This window comes from Xanthomonas cannabis (genome assembly GCF_040616535.1).
Taxonomy (GTDB): Bacteria; Pseudomonadota; Gammaproteobacteria; order Xanthomonadales; family Xanthomonadaceae; genus Xanthomonas; species Xanthomonas cannabis.
On the sequence record NZ_CP136580.1, the window covers coordinates 3,787,444 to 3,812,258 of the forward strand.

Annotated in this window: 21 protein-coding genes and 1 other RNA gene; 12 read left to right on the plus strand and 10 right to left on the minus strand. The window is 66.1% G+C overall.

Going from position 1 to position 24,815, the window contains the following annotated elements; genetic code table 11:
- Nucleotides 1–134 precede the first annotated feature (134 nt).
- Complete coding sequence (locus RZV17_RS15995; protein ID WP_039410424.1) at nt 135–533, plus strand: XVIPCD domain-containing protein; 399 nt, start codon at nt 135–137, stop codon at nt 531–533.
- A gap of 159 nt (nt 534–692) precedes the next feature.
- Here the strand turns inward: RZV17_RS15995 and RZV17_RS16000 are convergent, their stop codons facing one another.
- Together RZV17_RS16000 and RZV17_RS16005 are read right to left on the minus strand one after the other, a co-directional pair.
- Complete coding sequence (locus RZV17_RS16000; RefSeq protein WP_228314861.1) at nt 693–2,021, minus strand: aminopeptidase P N-terminal domain-containing protein; 1,329 nt, start codon at nt 2,019–2,021, stop codon at nt 693–695.
- Between the two features lie 13 nt (nt 2,022–2,034).
- Nucleotides 2,035–2,577 (minus strand): YecA family protein, encoded by a 543-nt coding sequence (locus RZV17_RS16005; RefSeq protein WP_104580710.1) that lies wholly within the window; start codon nt 2,575–2,577, stop codon nt 2,035–2,037.
- Nucleotides 2,578–2,812: 235 nt separating this feature from the next.
- On the opposite strand from RZV17_RS16005, the gene RZV17_RS16010 reads away from it, so the two are divergent.
- The 8 genes from RZV17_RS16010 (at nt 2,813) to RZV17_RS16045 (ending at nt 7,606) form a co-directional block, all read left to right on the plus strand.
- A complete protein-coding gene (locus tag RZV17_RS16010; RefSeq protein ID WP_039410450.1) occupies nt 2,813–3,034 on the plus strand; it encodes a TIGR02449 family protein in 222 nt (73 codons plus the stop codon).
- On the plus strand, nt 3,031–3,330 hold the full coding sequence (locus tag RZV17_RS16015; protein ID WP_039410433.1) for a cell division protein ZapA: 300 nt from the start codon (nt 3,031–3,033) through the stop codon (nt 3,328–3,330). The genes RZV17_RS16010 and RZV17_RS16015 overlap by 4 nt, the downstream gene beginning before the upstream one ends.
- Nucleotides 3,331–3,426: 96 nt before the next feature.
- Nucleotides 3,427–3,610: non-coding RNA, 6S RNA (ssrS, locus tag RZV17_RS16020), on the plus strand.
- A gap of 407 nt (nt 3,611–4,017) precedes the next feature.
- A complete protein-coding gene (locus tag RZV17_RS16025; RefSeq protein ID WP_355604900.1) occupies nt 4,018–4,608 on the plus strand; it encodes a 5-formyltetrahydrofolate cyclo-ligase in 591 nt (196 codons plus the stop codon).
- Entirely contained in the window at nt 4,605–5,075 is a 471-nt protein-coding gene (locus tag RZV17_RS16030; protein WP_184438428.1) for an EVE domain-containing protein, read from the plus strand. Before RZV17_RS16025 ends, RZV17_RS16030 begins: the two co-directional genes overlap by 4 nt.
- A 94-nt stretch (nt 5,076–5,169) precedes the next feature.
- Nucleotides 5,170–5,817: a ribose-5-phosphate isomerase RpiA gene (gene rpiA / locus RZV17_RS16035; RefSeq protein ID WP_355604904.1), complete on the plus strand. Its 648-nt coding sequence runs from the start codon at nt 5,170–5,172 to the stop codon at nt 5,815–5,817.
- Nucleotides 5,818–6,237: 420 nt separating this feature from the next.
- Complete coding sequence (locus RZV17_RS16040) at nt 6,238–6,684, plus strand: DUF192 domain-containing protein (RefSeq protein WP_355604907.1); 447 nt, start codon at nt 6,238–6,240, stop codon at nt 6,682–6,684.
- A 40-nt stretch (nt 6,685–6,724) separates the two neighbouring features.
- On the plus strand, nt 6,725–7,606 hold the full coding sequence (locus tag RZV17_RS16045; protein WP_184367532.1) for a SirB1 family protein: 882 nt from the start codon (nt 6,725–6,727) through the stop codon (nt 7,604–7,606).
- A gap of 80 nt (nt 7,607–7,686) precedes the next feature.
- Here the strand turns inward: RZV17_RS16045 and RZV17_RS16050 are convergent, their stop codons facing one another.
- A complete protein-coding gene (locus RZV17_RS16050) occupies nt 7,687–7,914 on the minus strand; it encodes a rubredoxin (protein WP_146093234.1) in 228 nt (75 codons plus the stop codon).
- A 36-nt stretch (nt 7,915–7,950) separates the two neighbouring features.
- Between RZV17_RS16050 and thiE the strand changes: the two genes are divergently transcribed.
- Entirely contained in the window at nt 7,951–8,571 is a 621-nt protein-coding gene (gene thiE, locus RZV17_RS16055) for a thiamine phosphate synthase (RefSeq protein WP_355604911.1), read from the plus strand.
- 1,015 nt (nt 8,572–9,586) lie between these two features.
- Here the strand turns inward: thiE and RZV17_RS16060 are convergent.
- A complete protein-coding gene (locus RZV17_RS16060) occupies nt 9,587–12,766 on the minus strand; it encodes a TonB-dependent receptor plug domain-containing protein (protein WP_355604914.1) in 3,180 nt (1,059 codons plus the stop codon).
- 305 nt (nt 12,767–13,071) lie between these two features.
- Here RZV17_RS16060 and hemL point away from each other — a divergent pair, with 305 nt between their 5' ends.
- Together hemL and RZV17_RS16070 are read left to right on the plus strand one after the other, a co-directional pair.
- The gene (gene hemL / locus RZV17_RS16065) at nt 13,072–14,361 is read left to right on the plus strand and encodes a glutamate-1-semialdehyde 2,1-aminomutase (RefSeq protein ID WP_184374765.1); all 1,290 of its coding nucleotides are present in this window, start codon (nt 13,072–13,074) and stop codon (nt 14,359–14,361) included.
- 536 nt (nt 14,362–14,897) lie between these two features.
- The gene (locus tag RZV17_RS16070) at nt 14,898–17,669 is read left to right on the plus strand and encodes a LuxR C-terminal-related transcriptional regulator (RefSeq protein WP_355604918.1); all 2,772 of its coding nucleotides are present in this window, start codon (nt 14,898–14,900) and stop codon (nt 17,667–17,669) included.
- Nucleotides 17,670–17,821: 152 nt separating this feature from the next.
- On the opposite strand, the gene azu is transcribed toward RZV17_RS16070, so the two are convergent.
- The 6 genes from azu to RZV17_RS16100 form a co-directional block, all read right to left on the minus strand.
- Nucleotides 17,822–18,271 carry an azurin gene (gene azu / locus RZV17_RS16075; protein WP_355604921.1) on the minus strand — a complete coding sequence of 150 codons (450 nt, stop codon included), beginning with the start codon at nt 18,269–18,271 and terminating at the stop codon, nt 17,822–17,824.
- Between the two features lie 220 nt (nt 18,272–18,491).
- On the minus strand, nt 18,492–19,688 hold the full coding sequence (locus tag RZV17_RS16080) for a pyridoxal phosphate-dependent aminotransferase (protein WP_355604924.1): 1,197 nt from the start codon (nt 19,686–19,688) through the stop codon (nt 18,492–18,494).
- 30 nt (nt 19,689–19,718) lie between these two features.
- Nucleotides 19,719–20,222, minus strand: a complete 504-nt coding sequence (locus RZV17_RS16085) for a RidA family protein (RefSeq protein ID WP_355604927.1) — start codon at nt 20,220–20,222, stop codon at nt 19,719–19,721.
- A 23-nt stretch (nt 20,223–20,245) separates the two neighbouring features.
- Entirely contained in the window at nt 20,246–20,671 is a 426-nt protein-coding gene (locus RZV17_RS16090) for a cytochrome c (protein ID WP_184389118.1), read from the minus strand.
- Nucleotides 20,668–22,251, minus strand: a complete 1,584-nt coding sequence (locus RZV17_RS16095; RefSeq protein WP_166745273.1) for a flavin monoamine oxidase family protein — start codon at nt 22,249–22,251, stop codon at nt 20,668–20,670. The genes RZV17_RS16090 and RZV17_RS16095 overlap by 4 nt, the downstream gene beginning before the upstream one ends.
- Nucleotides 22,252–22,345: 94 nt before the next feature.
- Nucleotides 22,346–24,628, minus strand: coding sequence for a TonB-dependent receptor (locus RZV17_RS16100; protein ID WP_208412524.1), 2,283 nt, complete (start codon nt 24,626–24,628; stop codon nt 22,346–22,348).
- Nucleotides 24,629–24,815: the final 187 nt, after the last annotated feature.

Below are 24,815 nucleotides of genomic sequence, written 5' to 3' on the forward strand. Positions count from 1 at the left end.
AGGCGCGGCCGACCACACCACGGTGTGCAATACCGGGCCAGAATGGCGAAAGACCTGAGATGGGCGCCCAACCGCGCCATCCACCACCCGATCACGCCCCGCTACGTTGCAGCACCACCACACGGAACACTGCCATGAACGACCCACGCCAGAGTGCGCACCCGGACCACGCGATGTACCAGCAGATCGAACGCGGCGTGCATGCGATCGATGCGGCGCACGGTCGCACGCCCGATCAGACCAGCGCACGCCTCACCGCCGCCTTGTTGCCGCTGGCCAAGGAAGGCGGGCTGTCGCGCGTGGACCACGTGCTGATGAGCGAAGCAAACCATCGCGGCGTGCACGGCGGCGAGAACGTGTTCGTGGTGCAAGGCGACCCGTCCAATCCGGCGCACCTGCGTGCGCACATGAAAACCGAACAGGCGCTGGGCACACCGGAAGAACAATCGTTCGAGCGCGCGCGTCAACTCGCCGGGCCGAGCGAGCCGGTGCAGCACCCCGAACGCACCCAGACGCCGCAGCTGGGCCAATGAACCCAGCCGACAAAACGCCTGTGCAGTCGCCAGGCGGGCGCAGCTGGTGCCTGGGATTCGGCGTAAGCACGCGTCCACTGCGGCGACTGCGTTTTGCCTGCGCCTTCATGACGCTCGCTGCGGTGTGTTGGCCGCTGCGACCCTCCCGCGCGCCGGCGGTTACGCGCTGCCGGCCATCACCGCTTCGATCTCGTCGGCGCTGCGTGCCAGTGCATCGGTCAGCACGCGGTGGCCATCACCGGTGATCAGCACGTTGTCTTCGGTGCGGATGCCGATGCCGCGCCACCTGGGCTCCACCGTGGTGTCGTCGGCAGAGACATAGAGCCCCGGCTCGATGGTGAACACCATGCCGGGTTCCAGCAGGCGCGAGTCGCCGGCCAGCCGGTAATCGCCGACATCGTGCACGTCCAGGCCCAGCCAGTGGCCGGTCTTGTGTCGATAGAAGCGCTTGTAATGCCCCTCGGCGATGTTGCGTTCCAGCTTGCCCTTGAGCAGGCCCAGGCGTAGCAGGCCCTCGGTCAAGGTCTCCACCGCAGCCAGATGCCCCGCCTCATAGGCCACGCCGGGGCGCGCCTGCGCGAGCGCTGCCGCCTGCGCCGCACCGACCAGATCGTGCAGGGCGCGCTGTGCCGGCGTGAAGCGGCCGTTGACCGGGAACGTGCGGGTGATGTCGGCCGCATACCCACGGTATTCGGCACCGGCATCGATCAGCACCAGATCGCCGTCGCGGCTGCGCGCGTTGTTGGCGCGATAATGCAGCACGCAGGCGTTGCTGCCGGTGCCGACGATGCTGCCATAGGCCGGCCACCCATCGGCGGCGCGAAATTCGCGCTCCACTTCGGCCTGCAGTTCGTACTCGTGCACGCCCGGGCGTGCCAGTCTCATGGCGGCCAGGTGCGCACGCACGCTGATGTCGGCGGCCTGCTGCATCAAGGCGAGTTCATCGCGCGACTTGAACAGGCGCTGCTCGTGCAGCAGATGCCCCAGCTCCAGGAATTCATGCGGTGGCTGCGCGCCATGACGCACCTGCTCGCGCACCCGCTTGAGCCAGCCGATCAGCTTCAGATCGAAATCGACATCGCGGCCGAAGTGGTAATAGACCCGGCTGCGCCCTTCCAGCAGACCCGGCAGTATCTCGTCCACATCGTCGATGGGGTACGCGTCGTCCATGCCGTAGCGTTCCACCGCCCCTTCCTGCCCCTCGCGCGGGCCGTCCCAGGCTTCGCGCTCGGCATCGCGCTCGCGGCAGAACAGGATGGCTTCGCCGTGCCGGCGACCGGGCACCAGCACCAGCACCGCCTCGGGCTCGGGAAAGCCGCTCAGATACCAGAAGTCCGAATCCTGCCGGTACGGGTAATGGGTGTCGTGGCTGCGCACGCGCTCGGGAGCGGCGGGCAGGATCAGGATGGCGTGCTCGCCGGCCATCTGCATCAGTTGCTTGCGCCGGCGCGCATACTCGGCCGCGCCGATCCCGGTGAGCTTCTTCATGACGGGACGACGATCAGTTCAGACGTTGGCGAAAACGCGGCCCCATGACGCAGTCGCCGTGCAGCAACAGCACCGCCACGCGGACGAATTCCTCGATCTCGGCCAGGGCGGTGTCGTCTTCTTCGCCGGCATCGAAATCGTCGCTGGATGCCTGCGCCAGGCGGGCCAGATCCTGCAGCGCTTCTTCGCCTTCTTCGGTGAGCGCCGGGCGCTGCTGCGCGGCCAACCCGAAGCCGCCCAGAAACGCGCGGCACCAATCGAACAGCGCATCGGTACGCGCCGGCAACGGGGCGCCTTCTTCGACCAGCAGCAGATCGAACGCAAAGTCGCGGTCTTCCAGCTGTGCCACGGTGGCCTGGCGCAGCCGATCCAGCGCGCCGCCCTGCCTGGGCGCCGCCTGGGCGTTGTCGGCCAGGATGCGGGCCAGCCAGTCGCCACTGTCGGCCCCACCACCGGACAACCACCCGCATAGCCCGCCGTGCAACTCCGCCGCAGAGGACGCCAGCCCGAGCTGACGGCTTTCAGTTTGCACAGCGGTTACATCAGGCAGATCCATCGGGTCATCCAGGCTAGGAACAGAAGGCACCCGCGCGAGGCGGGCGACGAGACTTTCCAGTGTATCAAGGCCGCCCGTCCCAACCGCGTTCCGGTCGCTCCATGCAGCGTTCCAGGGGCCACGCGCTGCAGCGGGTCAGGCCGGCGGCAGCCCTTGGCAGGCTTGGCTTCATGGTGCGTGACCGGCCCGTGAGCGGCGCTTGACCGTGACGCGCGCGCGCCCCTATCGTGAGCGCATGGACAACGCTGCCGCCCTCGCTCAGATCCGCGCACTCGCCGCCCGCGTGGAGGCGCTTGTGGAGCGGACGCAACGGTTGACCGACGAGAACCGCAGCCTGCGCCATCAGCAGGAACAATTGATCGGCGAGCGTTCGCAACTGCTGACCAAGAACGAGCAGGCACGTTCGCGGGTGGAAGCCATGATCGTGCGGTTGAAGTCACTGGAGCAGCACACGTGAGCAGCAACGAACCGGTCAGCGTGCGTATTCTGGATCGTGAATACACGGTTGGCGTGACTGCCGACGAACGCGAGAGCCTCACCGCTGCAGCACGCCTGCTGGATTTGCGCATGCGCGAGATCCGTGGCAGCAACCGCATGGCAGCGGTCGATCGTGTGGCGGTGCTGGCTGCGCTCAATCTTGCCCATGAGTTGCAGCAGTTGCGCGACCAACAAGCGCTCTACGATCGTGAATTGGCGAATACGCTGGACAGCTTGAACCGTCGCCTGGACGGCCTGGCCGATACACCGCGTTGAGCACGACGTCGCACTGCCGTCGCAAAGATGAATTTTTGCGACCGCGTGCCGACGAATGGGCTAGCCATCGCGCAGCAGAGGTCTATACTTCACCTGCGTTCTCTGCTGTAAACGACAGCGTGCAAAACATTCGCCTTGTCCCTTAATTACGACCACGGGGGCGCGCCGAAGCCGGGTGTGCAAGTCCGCCTTGTAGCGGGAAGCCCGATGGCCTCACAACGTCCCCACTTGAACCCCGGGTTCAAGGTCGTTTCGCCCGCATCGTCACCGCGGAGAATGCAAATCTGAAACGGCGCCTTCGGGCGTCGTTTCTTTTTGTGTGTCTGGCATGCGTTTGGGCACGACGCCTGCCGCGCGCAGCGAGGCAGCCCTTCGTGCCCCAGGGCGCTGCTGCGGGATTGGCCTGTCGATGATGCGACAGCCTGGGGGGCAGCCTCAGGAGCGCACGTGCGCAGCATGTCACCGAGCGGAACGTACGAAGACATGTTCTCTACGCCAAGCGCGTGAGCGCCGCGCTTCGCCAACCGCCCAACGAGGCGATTGCCCGGCGGCGCGTACAGACCCGGTGCCCGACGTTCCGACCGGACGCCGGACGTTCAAACGGGATGTTGAACATTGCGGACATGGCGCTAGGCAGCTGGACGTGGGCCATCGACAATGTGCGCATTCGACCGCTGCGAGACACCGATGACCCAGGACCGAGACGCGCTGCGTCAGCAGTTGCGTGCCCAACGCCGCAGCCTGCCGCCCACGCAGCGACTGGCCGCCGCCGATGTATTGGCCGAACGCTTGCTGGCGCTGCCGTTCGCGCCGCAGGCCGGTGCGGTGGCCGGGTATTGGGCGATGGATGGCGAGATCGCACTGCATCGCTGGCAGCTGAGCTTGCCGGCCGGCGTGCGCTACTGCCTGCCGGTGCTGGACGGACGCGTGCTGCGCTTTGCGCCATGGCGGCCGGGCCAGGGACTGGTCAGCAATCGCTACGGGATTCCCGAGCCGGACGTGGATCTGGCCGACACGCTGGCGCCACAGGACATGGCCTTGGTGGTGACCCCGCTGACCGGTTTCGACGCGGCGTGCCGGCGGCTGGGCATGGGGGGCGGCTGGTATGATCGCAGCTTCGCGTTCCGGCATCGCCAGGCGCCGCCGCCCTGGCTGGTGGGCGTCGGCTTTGCCGCACAGCAGGTGCCTGCCTTGCCGACCGAATCCTGGGACGTGGGCGTGGACGCCATCTGCACCGAACACGCCACTTTCCTGAAAGACGACAGCCTCTCTGCATGACTGCCCGCAAGCGCTACTGGTTGATGAAGTCCGAGCCGGACACGTTCTCCATCGATGATCTGGAACGCGTCGGCACCGAGCCGTGGAACGGCGTGCGCAACTACCAGGCGCGCAATTTCATGCGCGACGGCATGCAGGTGGGCGACGGTGTGTTCTTCTATCACTCCAACTGCAAGGTGCCCGGCATCGTCGGCATCGCTAAGGTCGCCAGCACTGCGTATCCGGACGACACCCAGTTCGACCCAAAATCCGACTACCACGACCCCAAGTCCACGCGCGAAGACCCACGCTGGATGCTGGTGGACGTGGCGTTCGAGCGCAAACTCAAGCGCACGATTGCGCTGGACGAAATCAAGCAACACGCCGATGCACTGGGCGAGGGCTTCCCGCTGATCGCGCGCGGCAATCGCCTGTCGATCCTGCCGGTGACCGCCGCGCAGTGGAAGTTGCTTTTAGGGCTCGAATAACCGGGATTGGGGCTTGGGGATTCGCTCAATGCCCGCCCGCGTTGCACCGCCTAGACGAATCCCAAATCTCCAATCACTAATCCCGAGCTCCCAAATGTCCGACGCAAAACGCCTGGCCGCCGAGAAGGCACTCGATTACGTGGAAGACGGCATGATCGTCGGTGTCGGTACCGGCTCGACGGTGGCCTACTTCATCGATGCGCTGGGCCGTATCGGCCACCGCATCAAGGGCGCGGTCTCCAGCTCCGAACAGAGCACCGCACGCCTGCGCCAGCACGGCATCGAGGTGCTGGATCTCAACCACACCGGCAATCTGTCGGTGTATGTGGACGGCGCCGACGAGTGCGCCCCGAACCGCTGCCTGATCAAGGGCGGCGGTGCGGCACTGACCCGCGAGAAGATCATTGCCGAGGCCAGCGAACGCTTCATCTGCATCGTCGACCCGAGCAAGCAAGTGCCGGTGCTGGGCAAGTTTCCGCTGCCGGTGGAGGTGATTCCGATGGCACGCAGCCTGGTCGCCCGCCAGATCCTGGCGTTGACCGGCGGCCAGCCGGTGTGGCGCGACGGCGTGGTGACCGACAACGGCAACGTGGTGCTGGACGTACACAACCTGCAGATCACCGATCCGGTGGCGTTGGAGCGCAGCTTGAACCAGATTCCGGGCGTGGTCTGCGTGGGCCTGTTTGCGCGCCGCCCGGCCGATGTGGTGATCGTCGGCGGCACACCGCCGCGCGTGCTCTGACGCACGACGCGGACGATGTTCGTGCGCCCGACGGCGCGCAGACATTCCGACACCAGGGCCGCGCCGGCAACGCGGCGTTGCAGGTGCTCTCTTCACAGCGGTGGCCGGTGCGGCGACTCTCGAACGCTGCACCCCCGGCGCAACTTGCTCGCCGTCTGCATACAGAAGTCCGCACGCAGCGCATCTGTAAGCGGAACGTGTCGCCCCGCTCGCAGGCGGATGCAGCGCGCTGCCATGCAGAGCGACCTTCCCGCATCCCGCGCGCTGGGCGAGGCGGCACCGTGGCCGCGCGATGCGCAGCGGGCAATCGGCCCGTCCCGATACCTTGCCTGGCACCGCACTGCATCGCCTGCCTCCGCGACTTGACGCACGCCGGTGCATGGCAGAAGGTGCGCCATCCCCGCCTCATCGGTTTGCCGCATGCGCCCTGCCCACTTCCTTGGTCTTGCCTGTCTGCTCCTGCTTGGCGGCTGCGCCAGCGGCGGCTCCTGGGTGGAACTGGCCGGTACGCGCTATCAGGTAGAACTGGCACAGAACGATGCCGACCGCACAAAGGGGCTGATGTTCCGCGACGCCATGGACGAAGACCGCGGCATGCTGTTCATCCACGACCGCCAGGAACCGATGGCCTACTGGATGAAGAACACCAAGATCGCGCTGGATATCCTGTACTTCGACAACCAGCGCCGGCTGGTGTCGCAGCAGCGCGATGTGCCGCCGTGCTCGGCCGGCGACGCCTGCCCGCCCTACCCCAGCAAGGCGCCGGCCCGCTATGTGCTGGAGCTCAATGCCGGCCAGGCCGCCAGGCTCAACCTGCAGGACGGCGCCGAACTCACTTTCAGCCCGGATATTCCCAAGCTGAAGTGATTCACAGCGATGCGGTGTCTCCTGTCAGGAAGTACCGGACTTGAACCCCGCGCCGCTTGCCGACACTCTTGTCAGCATGGTCGACATGCTCCCACTTCCCCATTGGACCGCGCTCGCCAGCCTGGACGACGATGCGGTGCCACTGATGTCCACCGCGTTGCTGATCGCACGCGACGAGTATCCACAGCTGGATGCCGAGCTGTATGACACGCTGGTGCAGAGCCACGTCGAGCACCTGCGCCGCGAGGTGGAGGCGATCGATCTGTGGCCGCTGAAGATGGCGGCAGTCAACCGCTACCTGTTCGATGAACTGGGTTATTCGGGCAATCACGACGAATACTACGACCCCCGCAACAGCTATCTGAACCAGGTGTTCGAGCGCCGGCTGGGCAATCCGATCTCGCTGGCGATGGTGCAGATCGAGGTGGCCCGTCGCCTGGGCATCCCGCTGGCGGGGGTGTCGTTTCCGGGACATTTCCTCGTGCGCCTGCCGGTCGACGACGGGGTCCTGGTGATGGACCCGTTCAACGGTGGTCGCCCGCTGGGCGTGGACGAGCTGCGCGAGCGCGCCCGCCCGCACCTGGGCGGCGAAATCCCCGACGACCGTGCGCTGGCGCAGATTCTCGACCCCGCACCGCACCGCGCGATCCTGATCCGCATTCTGCGCAACCTGCACGGCGTGTACGCCGATGCCGAGCACTGGGACCGCGCCGCACGCAGCGCCGACCGCATCCTGAAGCTGGTGCCCGACCAACCAGAGGCGCTGCGCGACCGCGGCATGGCCTATCTGCATCTGGGCCATCGCAATGGCGCCCGCCACGATCTCTCGCGCTACCTGCTACTCAACCCGAGCGCGCAGGACGCGGTCCATCTGCACGAGCATCTGGTGGAACTGAACAGCCAGCGCGCGCGGGCGCACTGAGCCCCCGCGTACTTCTACTCGCTCAGCCGCCACGGCATGGCGCGGCAGGTGGTCGATGCCCGGTCGGGGCAGGCAAGCGGTCAGTCGACCTCCACCATTTCGAAGTCGTCCTTGGTGACACCGCAATCGGGGCAGGTCCAGCTCTCGGGCACGTCCTGCCAAGCGGTGCCGGGCGCAATGCCTTCTTCGGGAATGCCGTCGGCCTCGTGGTAGAGGAACCCGCAGACCACGCACATCCAGGTGCGGTAGGTGGTGGTGGATGTGTCGCTCATCGGATAATCGCGGTCACGCAACGGTGGGGCCAGCATTGTCCCATCCCATCCACCGCTTTCGGAAGCGCTGCCATGCCCCACCGCCTTGACGCCCGCGGCGTGTACCTGATCACCCCGGACGAGCCCAATACCCAGCGCCTGCTCCTGCGCACCGTGCCGTTATTGCCAGCAATCACCTGGCTGCAATATCGCAACAAGCAGGCTGATGGGGCGCTGCGGTTGCGCCAGGCCAGCGCCCTGCGCGAGGCCTGTGCGGCGCACGGTGTGCCCTTGATCATCAACGACGATGCGCAACTGGCCGCGCAGGTCGGTGCACAGGGCGTGCATCTGGGCGAAGACGATGGCGAGGTGGCAGCCGCACGCGCGCGGCTGGGGCCGCAGGCGATCATCGGGGTGTCGTGCTACGACGAGATCGAGCGCGCGCGCGCCGCCGCCGCCGCGGGTGCCAGCTATGTCGCGTTCGGTGCGTTTTTCCCGACCACCACCAAGCAGACCACCCGGCGCGCGACGCCGGCGCTACTGCAGCAAGCGGCCGAGCTTGGTCTACCCAGGGTAGCGATCGGCGGCATCGCCGCTGCGCAGGTGCCCGCGCTGGTGACTGCAGGTGCCGACCTGATTGCCGTGGTCAGCGGCGTGTATGCGGCGCCAGATCCGGTCGCAGCAGTGCAGGCATACCGCGCCGGATTTGCGTGATAGTGCGGCAAGCGTTGAAGACGATCGATGCTGGCTGCGTCGTACGCCGTCGCGCAGGATTGATGCCCTGCTTGCACCAAGTACACCGACCATCGTGACGGGGCCTTGCACGCCCACCGTCGCGGGCCCCTTGGCGGCCCCGCAATCGGTGAGGACACCGCATCACACACCTGGCTGGTCGTTTTGTTGAAAAACGAAGATGCCGCGTCGCCAGCTTGCCGGCTGCTTGTTGAAACCTGTGCGCACCGACCATCTCCATTGGTCCTTGCCCGCCCACCGTCGCGGGACCCTTGGCGGCATGGATGCCGCCACGGAGCTACATGGCGTACTTGCAGCGTGTCCCGCGATGGTGGGCGGGCAAGGGCCCTGCAGCAAAGGCGAAGATGATCCGCTCTCCGCCTGATCTGTCCGTAGCGAGCAACCAGGTTGAGACACCTGCACCGTGCGTATCGCGATCGCTTGGCTGTCTTCACGTCTGGTCGAATGCGCGGTGCCCTCACCGCTTGCGGGACACGCCGTGAATCCGTCCCTGGAGGCTCGGTGGCGGCATCCATGCCGCCACACGGTCCCGCAATCGGCGAGGACACCACGCCAGACAGTTGGTTGGTGGTTTTGTTGAAGAGCAAAGGCACCGCGTCGCCAGTTTGCCAAGCGCTGGTTGAGAGCCATGCGCACCGACTAACTCCACTGGTCCTTGCCCGCCCACCGTCGCGGGACCCGTGGCGGCATGGATGCCGCCACGGAGCTACATGGACGTACTTGCAGGGTGTCCTGCGATGGTGGGCGGGCAAGCGCCCTGCAGCAATTCGCAGATCATCCGCTCTGCGAATTTGCTGCAACCTGCGCGTCGGGGCTGTTCGACTACATCGGACAATCTGCTTAGCAAAGCCATCACCCAGGCTGCCTGCCTTCACTCATCACGGTGACGTCAATTCGGCCGCCATCACCCAAAACAAAAACAGCGACGCGTGCTTTCACGCGTCGCTGCCGGGACTGCCCTTGTCGCGTGATCCGATCAGAAATCGTAGCTCAACGTCACCCGGCCAGAGCGCGGTGCCTGGTAGGCCACCACCTGATTCCATAGCGGGTTGGTGGTGTTGTCGGGCAGCTGCGAGAACGGATAGATGTTCGTCGCGGTCTGCTCGTTGGTGATGTTGAACACGTCGAAGCGCAAGGCCAGCTTGCCGTCGGCAAAGGCCGGCTTGTAGGTCACGCCCATGTCGAGCTGGGCGATCCAGCCCAGGCGCCCCTGCGAGCCCGGAGGCGATGCCACGCCGGTGCCGGTTTCCGGGTTGTAGCAGTAATGGTAAGGACCGCCGGTGATGGCGCTGCCACCGTAGCCGGCCGGATCGCGGCCGCTGTATTCGGTGCCGTAGTAGTTGCCCAGGCAATTATGTGGCGCCCCGGAGATCAGGCTGAAGTTGGCCGAGGCGCCCCATTGCGGGTTGAACTGGTAGAAGCCGAACAGCTTGAGCTGATGGCGGTGATCGTTGGATTGATCGCCGTTGAAATGTTCCATCAGTGCTGCGTGGTCCCAGCTCTGCGTTGTAGAAACCGACGCCTGGCCCTGATAGCTGCCGAGTGCGCCGCCGGTGCGCCACAGGTCCGAACGCACCTGGCCTTCGGTGGTGCCGTAGCTATGCGACCACACGTAGTTGACCTTGGCGTACCACTGGCCGTCGAACGGACGCTCCAGGTTGAACTCCACGGCCGAGTAGTTGCGCTTGAACTTCGGGAAGCCCGCCGCTTCGCGGCTGACCGACACCTCATGGAACTGGCCGTCGGTGCCGATCACGCCCCAGGTGTTGGTCTGGCCGGGATTGATCAGCGAGGCGCCTGCGACTTGCGAGAAATCGATGGTCACGCCCTGCGCGGCGGCCGCGTTGATCAGCGCAGTGTTGGAGACGTCGTAGTTCTGGTCGTCGATACCGGCATTGAGACGCCGGTGGGTACCGCGCACGCCGAGCACCCAGCCGCTTTCGAGCTGCTTGGTGAAACCCAGGATGACTTCGTCCTGGTTCTCGCCTTCGATGTCCTTGGCCACTGCGGTGCGCACATCGGCGATGCGGCCGAAGCGCGAATTGGCCGACACGGCCGAGCCGAGCTGCTGCGCCAACACCGGCGTGCCGTCGGCATTGATGCCGCTGTAGGTGAAATAGGTATCGGTGGTGGTGGCCGGTGTGAACAAGCTGACGGCCGACAGCGGCAGACCGAGGTAATAGCGGCCAACGTTACCGAACACCTTCAGGCTGGAATCGCCATTGACGTCCCAGCTGAAGCCCAAGCGCGGCGCCCACGCGTTATCCACTTCAATGTAGGGGTCGCCGAACGGGGTGTAGTTGGTGAACTCGTCCTTGCGCAGGCCGATGCTCAACAACAGGTTGTCAGTGACCTGCCACTTGTCTTCGATGTAATAGGCGCGCTGCTTGGCCTCGTAGGAATACAGGCTGGTGTTGATGTTGCGCACCACGTAGTAGCCGCTGGACCCGTTGACCGGATCGACCAGGCCCGGGCTTGGCGCGCCGATGCCGCCGGCTTCGTTGGCAGACTGGCTGACCAGTCCGCCGGTGGCCAACCCGTTGGGGTCGTTGGTCTGGCCGTAGGTCCAGGCGAAGCCGGGGCCGGACAGCACCGAGCCGACGTCGATACCTTCGGACTTCTGGTTGTCGATACCGAAATTGAGCGTGTGGTGGCCGAGGCGCCATTCCAGATTCAGGCGCTGATTGTCTTTCTTGTATTCGCGATCCGGCGAACTGACCGAGGTGACCAGCTGGTTGCCGATGCGTGGCGTGCCGCCGGTGTAGGCCGGATTCTGCAACGCCGCGCTATTGATCACCGGTCCCCCGGCCGCGTTGTAGTTGAACGGGGTCAGCTCGTCGGGGGTGCGCATCTTGCCGTACAGCGCGGTCACGGTGAGGTTGTCACCCAGATAGCCGGTGTACTTGCCGGTAAACAGCGTTGGGCCGGTCTTCCAGGTGGATTCATCGGTGAAATAGCTGCCACGCGTGCGGTTGACATAGTCGTAGCGATAAATCGAACCGTTGGTCTCCGCCTCGTCGCTGGCACCGGTCACCTCGATCAGGTGGTTGTCGGTGATGTTCCAGTCCACCTTGGCGTACCAGCGCTTCTGCTTGTAGTCGTAGTCGGTCAGGCCGCCGGTGCGGCCGTTGTCGGTGTCGCGATTGGTGCCCACGCGTACGCCATCCGAATCCACCTGCTCTGCGGCCAGGAAGAAGAACAACTTGTCCTGGATGATCGGGCCACCGACGTAGGCGCTGTAAGTGGTCTGGTTGGCCTCGGCTTCGCTGGCCGGCTGGTACAGGCCATTGGCCGCACGCGCGTAGCGGTAGGCAGCGTTGTTGACGGTGCTGGCTTGGCTGTCCGGGCGCCAGTAGATGTCGCGCTGGTTGGCACGCAGGCCGTTCGGCTCCCAGATCACCGCCGCGCCGAACTTCCACTCGTTGGTGCCGCGCTTGCCGATCTGGTTGATCACACCGCCGTTGGCGCGCCCGTACTGCGCGCCGTAGCCGCCGGTGAAGATTTCCTGCTGGTCGATGGCGCCGTACGGCAGGGTCAGGCCGCCGAGATTGTTGCTGATGGTGGTGGTGTTGAAACCGTTGAGGTAATACGCGTTTTCGCTGGCGGCCGAGCCACCGAAGCTGGGCAGCGAGCCGCCGAGCGGGCCGTTGTCGAAACCGCCGCTGTTGACCACCACGCCCGGCGCCAGCAGCGCGATCGCTTCGGCGGTACGGCCCAACGGCAGCTGCGCCAGCTGCTCGGCGGTGACCACGGTGCGGGTATCCACGCTGCTGACGTCGATGGTGGCCAGGCTGGCCGCGTTGACGGTGACGCTGTCCAGGGTCTGCACGCCGCTCCCTGCGGCGCTGGCGGCGAACGACACGTCGGTGTTGGCGCCCACGGTAATGGCCACGTTCTCGCGGGTTTCCACTACCTCGCCGTCGCGCTTGACCGTCACCTTGTAGGTGCCCAACGGCAGATTGCCGGCGGTGTACCGGCCACGCGCGTCCACCGGCACTTCGCGGCTGAGGCCACTGTTGTTTTCCACCACCACGCTGGTGCCGCTGCCCTGCCCCACGCTGCCGACGATGCTGCCGGTGGTCGACTGCGCGTGTGCACCGCCGATGGCCACCACCAGGGCCAACGCCAGCGCACGCTTCTGGATACTACGGTTCATGCTTTCTCCCCAAGTCTGGAACGGTCGGCAAGGCGACTGGATGAACGGGGCCAACGGCCACCGGAATCACACTTTCTGAACATCTGCAGCGGGGCGCCAATGACCGCATGCCATCAGCTCATGCCCAAACGCCCGGTCCCCTCGTGTCCGATCATAGGCAGCCGGGTTGCCCTACCCGCCGGCTCCGACGGGTAGGCGGGCCTCTGCCGGGTAGGCGCGCGAGGCCGCAGGCCTGACAATGGCGAACGCGATGCCCGCTGCCGGGCATCGATGTCCCCACTGGTATTCCTCAAGGATCTGCGCGCATGAACCACACCCGCTCCCACGCACTGTTCGCCCAGGCGCAGACGCTGCTGCCCGGCGGCGTCAACTCACCCGTGCGGGCGTTCAAGTCGGTGGGCGGCGAGCCGTTCTTCGTGGCCCGTGCCGACGGCCCGTACCTGTACGACGTCGACGACAACCGCTATATCGACTACGTGGGCTCATGGGGTCCGATGATTGCCGGGCACAACCACCCGACGGTGCGCGAGGCGGTGGAACGCGCGATCCGCGACGGGCTGTCGTTTGGCGCGCCGTGCGCGGCGGAAGTGACGATGGCGCAGACCATCACCCGGCTGGTGCCCTCGTGCGAGATGGTGCGCATGGTCAACTCGGGCACCGAGGCCACGCTGTCGGCGGTGCGCCTGGCGCGCGGCGCCACCGGGCGTAACCGCATCATCAAGTTCGAAGGCTGCTACCACGGCCACGGCGACTCGTTCCTGGTCAAGGCCGGCAGCGGCATGCTGACCCTGGGCGTGCCCACCTCGCCGGGCGTGCCGGCCGGCTTGAGCGAGCTGACCGCCACGCTCAGCTTCAACGACTTCGAAGGCGCCACTGCATTGTTCGACGAGATCGGCGCCGACGTGGCGGCAGTGATCATCGAGCCGGTGGTGGGCAATGCCAACTGCATTCCGCCACTGGCGGGCTATCTGCAGCACCTGCGGACATTGTGCACGCGGCATGGCGCGCTGCTGATCTTCGACGAAGTGATGACCGGCTTCCGCGTGGCGCTGGGTGGCGCGCAGGCGCTCTATGGCGTCACGCCGGATCTGACCACCTTCGGCAAGATCATCGGCGGCGGCATGCCGGTGGGCGCGTACGGCGGCCGGCGCGAGCTGATGGAGCAGATCGCCCCGGCCGGGCCGATCTACCAGGCGGGCACCTTGTCGGGCAATCCGGTGGCCATGGCCGCCGGCCTGGCGATGCTGGAACTGGTGCAGGAACCGGGCTTCCACGCCCGCCTGGGCGAGGCGACCGGCGTGCTGTGCGAAGGCCTGGAAGATGCCGCGCGCGCGGCCGGCATTGCCGTCACCACCAACCAGGTGGGCGGCATGTTCGGGCTGTTCTTCAGCGACGAGATCGTGGAGAGCTATGCGCAGGCCACCGCCTGCGACACCACCACCTTCAACCGCTTCTTCCACGCGATGCTGCAGCGGGGCGTGTACCTGGCGCCGTCGGCGTACGAGGCCGGCTTCATGTCCAGCGCGCACGACGAGGCCGTGATCGAGGCCACGCTCGCCGCGGCACGCGAAGCTTTTACAGACGTCGCACGCTGACGCGTCATGGGGTAAGACGGCGTCCGCGCCGCGCTTCGCCTTCAGCACGTGCCGAGGGCGCAGGTGCGGCGCTGAGGCAGCCAGCCGAACCAGACGCCGGCAGCCGATAACGGCCGCCCTGATGGCGCCGGACGTGGATGCCGGCGCGGGCCCAGCGGGGCCGGGCATGCACCGCAGGGCCAAGTGAATGCGCAGGCCGCGGGCTGGGCGCGCCGGTCGGTGACGCCGGATCACACACACCTGTTCTGCGCACGCCGCTGGCGCGAGCAGACGCAACCACAACCCGATCCACCCGATGGCCCGCCTCGACCCTGGCGGCGATGGCGTGAAAACCGCTACACACTTTGCTTTTGTCGTGAGGCTGTCATACCTTTCTGAAAGGTGCTCAGGGACGGGCATGGGTGGGGACCCGCGAAGCAGCCGATCCGTCGTTGTCGCCGTCTCGGTGACCTGCGTGCCGTCGCCGCTGTTTCATCACGTTGTGCAGCGTGTCGAGCCGGCGCGCTGTTGACGCTTGCCACGGCCGCCCTCGCCTCATGCTCAAGCCTGTTGCGTTGCTCACTCCGCGCCCGTCACCGCCGCGCGACCCCGCTCTTCCCGATTGGCTGCTTGCCAGCAAGCTGGAGCCGCCTTCGCCGCACCCGGGCGCGGTGATGCGCGAGGCATTGCTGAGGGCACTGGATCAGGGCCAGATGCGTCCGTTGACCCTGCTGCTGGCCCCGCCCGGGTTCGGCAAGACCACGGTGCTGGCGCAATGGCATGCGCAGCTGCGCGCGCGTGATGCGGCGTCGGTGGCCTGGCTGTCGCTGGACGAAGCCGATGCCGATGCCGCGCGCTTTGTGGGTCATCTCGCCCTGGCGCTGCAGGGTGCAGGCGCCGACGCCGCGCTGTGCACCAGCGTGATGCACCATTGCGAGCAGGACCCGCGCGATGCGGTCGCGGTGCTGATTCGCGCCCTGCGCGCGGCACCGCGGCGCATCAGCGTGATCGTCGACGACTACGACCGGCTCGGCAGTAGCCTGGTCGATGAGCTGGTGCTGCGCCTGGTGGAACACAGCGGTGGGCGCCTGCATCTGTTGCTTGCCACCCGTCGCGTGCCGGCGCTGCCGCTGGCGCGGCTGGAATTGCACGCACAGCTCGGTCGCATCTGCAGCGCGCAACTGGCACTGGACACCGACGAAGCACGCACGCTGCTGGGGCCGCAGGTCCCGGCGCCGGTGGTGGAGACCCTGCTGCACTACACCGAAGGTTGGCCGGTGGCGCTGCATCTGGCGCGGCTGTGGCTGGAGGGCGATGCACAACGTCAGCAGGAAGTGACCGCACGCTTCTCCGGGCGCAGCACGCAGATTGCCGCGTATCTGGCCGAGCAGGTGGTCAACGACCTGGATGCACCAACGCGCGACCTGCTGTTGCGTACCAGCCTGCTGGAACGCCTCAACGCCTCGCTGGCCGATGCGCTGCGCCAGCGCGACGACAGTGGACGGCTGCTCGCCCGGCTGGAGCATTTCCACGGCCTGCTGGTGCCGCTGGATGGCGAACGCGAATGGTTCCGCTATCACCCCTTGTTTGCCGACTTCCTGCAGCAATTGCTCGATCGCGAGCACCCTGGCCAGGCCGTCCAGCTGCATCAGCGTGCAGCCCGCTGGTTTGGCGACCATCAGCACCTGGCCGACGCGGTACGACACGCCGCGCATGGCCAGTGCGGCGATCTGGCGGCCAGCTACATCGCGCGCGCCGGCACCTGGCAGTTGCTGCTGACGCACGGCCTGCACGAGGTGCGTGCATTGCTGCGCCACTTCGACCACCGCACCATCCGCGAGACGCCGGCGCTCAACCTCACCCAGGCGCATCTGCACATCAAGCTGGGCGAGTTCAGCCACGCGCGCCTGTTGCTGGAACGCTTCCGCGATTTCCCTGCGGCCCTGCGCGAACCGCTGCAGCGCGACTACACCGTGGTGGTGGCCGTGCTGCGCGACCGCCTGGACGAAATCTGCGGCAACCCCCATGGCCTGACCCAGATCGCGGCACAGGCGCGCGCACTGGACGAGGACGACCAGCTTGGCCGCGGCATGCTGCTCTGCATCTGCGCCACCACCGCCATCGCACAGGGGGCGTTTGCAGTGGCAGAACGCTACGCACTGGCGGCACGCGAGGCAATGCAGCGCGGCGGCAGCGATGCGGGCGCCGGCCAGGCGCTGCTGGCGCTGGGCCAGAGTTTTTTCTACCGCGGGCAGCTCGGCGACGCCGAGGCATGCTACCGGCAAGCGCTGCACGGGTGCGCGCACACGCCACAGCCAGACCGCGTGCTGGAGGCGGCCAGCCAGTGCCTGCTCGCGCAGCTGCAGTACGAGCGTGGCCACCACAACGACGCGGCGGACCTGCTGCACCCGGCACTGGAAACGCTCGAGCAACACGATGCCGGCGTGGATGTGCTGGCAGCCGCGTACGACACCGCATTGGGACTGGAGCGCGTGCGCGACCATAGCGGACGCAGCGCCCTGGCGGTGCTCGACCATATCGAGCAGATCGCCCACGGGCGCAAGCTGATGCGGCTGTCCGAGCTGGCGTCTGCGTGGCGCTTGATGCTGCTGCTGGAACATCCCGGCAACGCGGCCATCGATGTGCTGATCGCGCGCACCGGCGGCGAATCCTCGCTGGCACACACATTGCGCGCGGCGCACCGGTGGCGCGATCGCGCGGCGATGGGGTTCGCACTGGCACGCTGGCACCGCCTGGCCGGACGCAGCAGCGCAGCCCTGGTCATCCTCGGCCAGATCGAGCAGGCCTGCCTGAGCAACGACAACCTGTGCCATCTCGCGCGCACCCGTGCCCGCATCGCGTTGGTGCTGCAGCAACGCGGCGAACTGCTCGCCGCCCTGCCCTACCTGTACAGCGCCCTGGACCACGTGGCGCTGACACAGAGTTGGCAGGCGATCGTCGAACTCGGCCTGCCCGCCAAGGCGATGCTGCGCTCGCTCCGGCAGCACGACCCGCACACCGTGGGCGGCACCACGCGTGCCTTGACCATCCAGGCCCTGCTCGAACGCCTTAGCGGCGACGACGATCCTTCCAGCGACGTGTTCAGCGAGCGCGAGCTGGAAGTGCTGGCGCAGCTGGCGCGTGGCTATTCCAACAAGCAGATCGCCCGCCACCTGCACCTGTCGGAAAACACGGTCAAATTCCATCTCAAGAATCTGTACCGCAAGCTCGATGCACGCAGCCGCGAAGGCGCATTGGCGCAGGCGCTGCAGCGCGGTGTGTTACGCAGCGGGGACGTCCGGCACACAACGGACGCACCGCCACCGTGAGGGGCGTGCACGTCATGGTGCCTGCCAGGCGCGCCTGACATGGCGGGAACGGCGCGCGACCATGTAGCGATGCAGCAGCGTCGTTCACACGATGCCGGAGGCAGCCAACCGATGCACCGCGCCACAGGGACCGGCCCCGTGGCGCGCCGCGGTCATCCGAAGCTCAGCGTGCCCTTCATCATCGCCCAGTGCCCGGGAAACGAGCAGAAGAACGTGTACGCGCCACCCTTGGTCAATGCGCTGGTGGGAAAGCTGACGGTGGTGCTGTCGCCGCCGCCGATGACCTTGGTATGCGCGATCACGCGCGCATCGGCCTTGGGCAGGTAGCTGTCGGCAATGGTCGAGCGCACGCCGGCGTTGGCAACCGCCTGGAAATCGGCGGACTTGGTCAGCACCCAGTTGTGGCCCATCACCGTGGCGGCCATCTTGCCGGAGTGCTTGAGCGTCAGGTCCACCTGCGTGCAGTCGGGCGCCAGCTTGATGGCGCTCTGGTCGAACTTCATCTGGTCGTTGCCGGAGATGGTCACCGCACATGTCCGGGCCCAGGCCGAAGGTGCCATCAGCACCAGGCCGAGCACGGCAATCGTCGAAAACAGCTTCAAGGCACACTCCTGCGATAAGAAATACGCGATGCATCCAACCCCACCGACGCTCGCGCTGCGCCGGCCTTGCCAGGGTACCGCCTGGCCGCGATCTACAGAACCTCGGCTGCAGCTCGCGTGCGCGTAGCGAGCACGGGCAGCGAGCAGATGCCACCGGGGCATCGCGTGTTGCAGATCGCGCCTGCCACCGCGCACACCATGCCAGCGCGCAATCCCTGCCTCAGGCGTAATGGAAACACCCATCCAGTGACGCATGCGCCGCGACCTGCGGCACCGGCAAGGGGCCGCGCTTGCCGGCCATCACCTGCACGAAGGCCTGCTTGAAGCGTGCCATCTCCGCCTCGGTACCCACCGTGATCCGCGACCACGTGGGCCACACCGGCCAGCTGCGGCCGATGAAGACCCCATGCGTTGCCATGTCGTCCTTGAAGCCTGCGGCCGGCCGCTTCACATCGACCATGAAGCAATTACTCTCCGAGGCCGTGCAGGCATAGCCCTGCCGGACCAGGAAATCGATGACATCCTGCCGGGTGGCCGCGGTGCGTGCACGCCGCTGCGGCACCAGCGCCGGATCGCGCAGGCTGGCCAGGCCTGCGGCCGCTGCGGTCACCGGCAGGCTGTTGACGCTGTAGAACATCAGTTTGGCCAGCAGCTCCGGGCGTGCGGCCGCGTACCCCAAGCGGATGCCGGCCATGCCGTAGAGCTTGGAGAAGGTGCGCAGCACCACCACGTCCTCGCCGGCAGCGACCATGTCGACCACGCTGCGCGTGCTCTTTGCGAAGTGGATGTAGGCCTCGTCCACCACCAGCACGCTGCCCTTGGGCTTGTGCGCGAGCGCATAGTCCAGGTCCTTGCGCGCAGTCACCGAGCCGGTGGGATTGTTGGGGTTGCAGATGTAGATCACGCCTGCGTTGGGGTCGGCCGCGCACATGGCCTGCACGTCGTGCGAAAAATCCTTGCGCAACGGCACCTTGATCAGCCGCGCACCATTGCGGGTTGCCGCGCGCCAGCCCGATTCATAGGTCGGGTCGGCGGTGACCAACGCCGCACTCGGCGAAGTGAAGGCCAGCATCGTGTAGTCCAGCGGTTCGGTGGAGCCGGCGTAGGCCATCAAGTGGTCGACCGGCAGCGTGAGTTCCGCGGCCAGGGTGTTCATCAGTTCCATCTGCACATCGCGCAAATAACGCCCGCCCTGCGGTGCGATCTGCGCGATGGCCTTCACTGCGGCCGCCGACGGTCCGTCGGGGAATTCGTTGGAGCCGATCATCACCGGTGCCAGCGTGTTGGCCGCGGTCGGTGCAACGGCGACGGAACGTTCGGCGGCACTGGCCAGTAGCGGCACCGTGCCGGCACCCGCAGCACCGGCGAACAGGGCCGAGTCCCGCAGGAACATGCGGCGCGACATATCAGGTTTCATCACAACCTCCAGCAAGGCGCCGATAACGGCTCAGGGACGTACGGCGACCACTTCGATCTCCACGCGGTACAGCGGGTTGCCCAACGCCGCGATCTGGAACGCCGAACGCGCCGGCAGGTTGGGCTGTTCCTTGGTCCCGAAGAACTGGCGATACCCTTCCATGAAACCGTTGAAGTCCATCTTGCCGCCCAGCGCGGGGTCGCCGACCAGAAAGACCTGCATCTTCACCACATCACCCATGTCCAACCCGATCGCGGTCAGCTGTTGCTTGATCTGGTTCAACACGCTCACCGTCTGCGCCTTGGTGTCGCCATATGCGGCAGCGGAGTCCTTGGGCGCGCTGGCATCCACCACGGCCGGCACCTTGCCGCTGACGTACACCGTGGCCTTGCCGGCGGGGATTTCCACCGCCGCGGCAATGGGGAAATCGCTGTTGGGAATCTTGTGGCGAATCACCTCGGCCGCGTCGGCGGCGGCAACGCCCGCAGAACAGATGAGGGTGGCGATGAGGGCGCGTGCGATGGGACGGTACATGGCAACTCCTTGGCAGGGAAAGATCAATGGCGTAGCAGCTTCACGTCGTCGGCGGTGACACGTTCGCTGTGATCGTTGCCGAAATGCGTGCGCACATAGCTCACCACTTCGGCCACCTGGCGATCGTCGAGCATGTCACCGAAGCCGGGCATGCCGGCGTGGCCGTCGAGCACCATCATGGTCACATAGGGGCCGGCCGCCAGCTTGGGGTTGGCGGCAAGTGCGGGATACTCGCCCGCACCTTGCGCACCATGCCCGGCAGGCATGTGGCAGCCCTGGCAGATGGCCTGGTACACCTCCTGTCCCGATGCCTTGGCAAAGCCCTGCTGCGGAAACAGCTGGGTGGCATCGGAACTTTGCGCCTGCGCATCGCGCAGACCGGGCGGCAACAGCAACGCGCCAATGACCAGCGCAACGGCGGCGACCAGCGTGCGTGGCAACAGGCTCATGCGCGCCCTCCTGCGGCAAGCACCCTGCGATGCAGACGGCCGACGACATCGTGCGCAGACAGGATCGCGCCCTCCTGCCAGGCCGGGATGTACGACACGTGCTCGCCGGCCAGCGCCAGGCGCCCGTCGATCTGGCACAGCGGTTCGTAATGCTCGGCGCGCGCCTGCTCGGTCCACATGCCGAAGCAGCCATGCGTGAACGGCACACGGTGCCAACCGACGGCGACACCGTTTTCGAATTCGCGCGGATACTGCGGATGCAGCTGCGTACCGTATTCCACCGCCTTGCGCACGCGCTGCTCCGGCGTCATCGAGGTGAACTGGTAGGCATCCAGCCCCCAGACATAGGCACCGAGCAATACGCCTTTGCCGGGGCTGTGATAGCCGGTGCTTGGGTAACTGATCAGGGTGATCGGCAGATCGGTGTAGCTGATGCCGCCGTAGATCGCTTCGTCCTCTTCCCAGAAACGGCGTTTGAATTGCAGCCCCACCTTGACCGATGCCGCGTACGGCACCTTGCCGATCGCGGTGGTCATCGCGTCGCTGGCGGTCACCGGAATGCGGCTGAGTACCGACAACGGAATCGTGCAGATGCACCACTCCGCGCTGGCAATACGTTCTTCGCCGCCATGCGCCGCGTCCTGCCAGGACACGCGCACGCCGCTGCCGTCCTGGTCTATCCTGGTGACCTTGGCGTTGTAGGTGATGGCATCGCCAAGCTGACGCGCAAACGCCTTGCCGATCTGGTCCATGCCGCCCACCGGCTGGAACATGGTGGTCTGCATTTCATAGTTGTTGCCGGCCGCCAGCGTGGTCCACAGGCGCGAGCGCAGCACGTCCTGCACGCTGAAGGGGTCGGAGAACTCCGGCTTGCCCGACAGACCGCCACCGGGATACCGCGCAAAGCCGCGCCGCTCGCTGCTGTCCTTGCCTTTGACGTAGCCAAACTTCTGATCAAGCGCGCCCCAGGTGCGCAAGGATTCCAGCAACACTTCCTGGTCTTCGCGGCTCACGTCCTTGTCCAGGGCGTGTTGCTGCGTGCACTTGGCCAGCAACTCCGAGACATGGCCCTTGTAATCGGCATCGATGGCGCGAAAGCGCTGCGGCTTGCCACCGAAACCCTTCTGGCTGTGCAGCAATGCGTTGTAGTTGACCTGATTGAACGCCTCCAGCGCCACCCCGAACTGCTTGCAGTAACTCAACACCGCCTTGTGGTGATGCGGAATGCGCCACGGCCCCGGGTTGAGATACAGCCCGTCGTCGAACTGGCAGTGCTGGACGGCACCGCCCAGCTCGGTGTAGCGATCACCGCCACGCAGGGTCCAGTTACGCCCGCCGGGGCGGCCGTTGTATTCCAGCACCTGCACGCGGTAGCCGGCCTTGCGCAACTCGAAGGCGGCGCTCATGCCTGCAAGACCGGCGCCCAGGATCAACACCGATGCGCCCTTGGGGTCGCCATCCAGCTGCAATGGCCCCTTGAAATTGGATTCGGCCGCCATGCCCAGGCTGCTCATCGCCTGGTACATCATGGCGCCGCCGGCGGTCATGCCGATGCGCGCCAGCAATTGCCGCCGCGTCATCGCCCCAGAGTAATTGCCTTGCGTCACTGCATAGTCCCCTGCATGTCATGGACAAACGCACGCGACCGGCCACACGGGCGGTCGCGGCTGTGTTTCAAAACCGGTAGGACAGGCTGGCGAACAACTGGCGTGGCGCGATCAGCTGATACGAGCCGGAGCTTTCGTTGGGAAACACCGCACCGATCGCATCGTCCTTGTCGAACAGGTTGTAGACCGACAACTGCAACCTGCCGCCTGCCAGGAATCCCGCGTCGCCGCCTTGGTAGCCCACGCTGCCATTGACGATGAAGGTGGCATCCACCTGATCGGTGTTGAGCGTGTCGCCGTAGCGCTTGCCGGTGTATTTGGTATCGAGGTTGGCGAAGAAGTGCTCGCCTTCCCAGCCACCGTTGACGCTGAACATCACCTTCGGTGCGTCGGGCATGTCGTTGCCTTTGACCTGTACCAGATTGCCGCTGACCGGACCGAAATAGTCGTCCTGGAATTCGGACCTGTTCCAGGTCAACGATGCACCCAACCGCCAGCCCGGCGCCGGCTTCCACATGCCCGACAGTTCCGCGCCATAGGTCTGCACGTCGCCGACATTGGCGTACACCGTGGGAGCCACCACCAGCGGGTCCGGGTCGGTCAGCGCGATGATGCGGTTTTCGTAGTCGATCTTGTAGGCGGCCAGATAGCCGCTCCATTGCGTGGATTCGGCGCGGATGCCGATATCGATATTGGTCGACTCCTCAGGGGCGATGTCCGGATTGAACGCGCCGGACGTCAGCGCCAGGCGCGGCGCCGAGCTGAAGTTTTCGGCGTAGTTGGCAAACACCTGCACACCATCGGCCAGCTGGAAACTTGCACCCACCTGCGGCTGGAACCAGTCGCTGTTCTTGATGGTCACATTGCGCCGCACACCGATGTTGAAATCGTCCAGGTTGGCGATGCCGTTGTAGTCGCGTTTGACATCCAGGCCCTTGGCGCCGAACTCCATGGTGAGCCTGTCATCCAGCAGGCGCAGCGTGTCCTTGATGTAGAGCTGCTTCACTTCGGTGGAGAAGTGGTTGTCGTAGTAGATGACGATCGGTCGCGAGCCCTTGAGCAAGGCACCGGTCGCCGGGTCGAGGTTGTAGAGCGGGCGCACCTGATCGAAATCGTAGTTTTCGTACCACGCACCGACTTCGAGCTTGTTGTGCTCGGTCTCCCACGCCACCGCACCGGTGATGCCGTAACGGTCGCCGCCCATGATCTCTTCGCGCCGCGTCATGGCGCCGACGCGGGTGACATTGCCGTTGGCATCGACGATCTGCGGGTCGTTGATGGCGATATCGGTGCGCCCGGGCGTGCCGGCAATCGCATCGTTGTACAGGCCGGTGGCGGTGCTGGGCGGCGTACCGCCGACGCCGTAGCCATGCTTGTTTTCGTAGTAGCCGGTGAACGTGGCGCCGATGGCGTCGTTGAACATGAAGTCGCCGTGCAGGCTGAGCAGCGAATCGCGCCGGCCGTTCTGCCATTCGCTGTAATGCTCGGCGTCCACTTCCGGGTTGCCGGTGATGCGTTCGTGCAGGTCCCACGCCACCGACCCGTCGGAGTTGTACGACTGCACGTCGTAGTCCTTGCGGTTGTTGTAGATCCAGCCGAGCGTCAGGCTGCCCGCATCCCAGGCCTGGCGAATCTTGGCTTCGAAGTGATCGCTTTTCTGCGTGGCCGGCTCCATGTCCCACACCCCGCCCTGGGTGCGCGAGGCAGAGACATACGCAGTCGGGCCGCCATCCCACCACTGCGGCGTGTCCAGGCGCACGAAGCTGCGCACCAGATCGTCCGAACCAATGGTCTGGGTGAGATTGCCGCTCCAGCTGTCGCCGCCCTTCGGCGGAAGGCTGGTGTAGCGGATCGCACCACCGAGTGCGTGATACGACGGCTGGGTGACATCGCCCGAGCCGGCCGACACCGTGACGTCGAGCAGGTTCTCGCTGGAGACATAGCGGGTGATCGGCCCGCCTTCGCGGGTGTCGAAGGTCTCGATCGGAATGCCGTCGAGCGTCACGCCGATCTGGTTGGCGGAGAACCCGCGGATGGTCATCGAGTCGCCAAACTCGTATAGCCCGAATGGGTCGGTGGTCTGCACATTCACGCCGGGCAAGCTGGCCAGCAGTTGCTGCGGTGCCACGCCCGGCACCTGTGCCTGGATCTCGGCAACCGAAATCGATGCGGTGGTCCGCGTGGAGCCGGTGCCCACCACGCTGACCGCATCCAGCGTGCGCGCATCCTGGGCGGCGGCTGGCAGGCTGTGTGCGCCGGCCAGCAACAAGGTCATCGACGCCAGCGTGTGGCGCGAGCGGGTGGTACTGAGGATGGCGGCGACCGAGGCCGCCAGGTGATCGGTATTCAGGCACTTTCGCATGCAATCAAACCCCTGGAGACGTGTAGCGTGCTGAGTGACCGGGCGCTCCCCCGAGACCGGCTGACACCGCAAATGCGGCATGCATCGACCATAACCAGCACAGTTCCGCCGCAACCGCGGTGCGGAGGGTAGGGTTGGCGCAGGCGGGTAGGTTCCTGCCGGATTCAAGACTCTG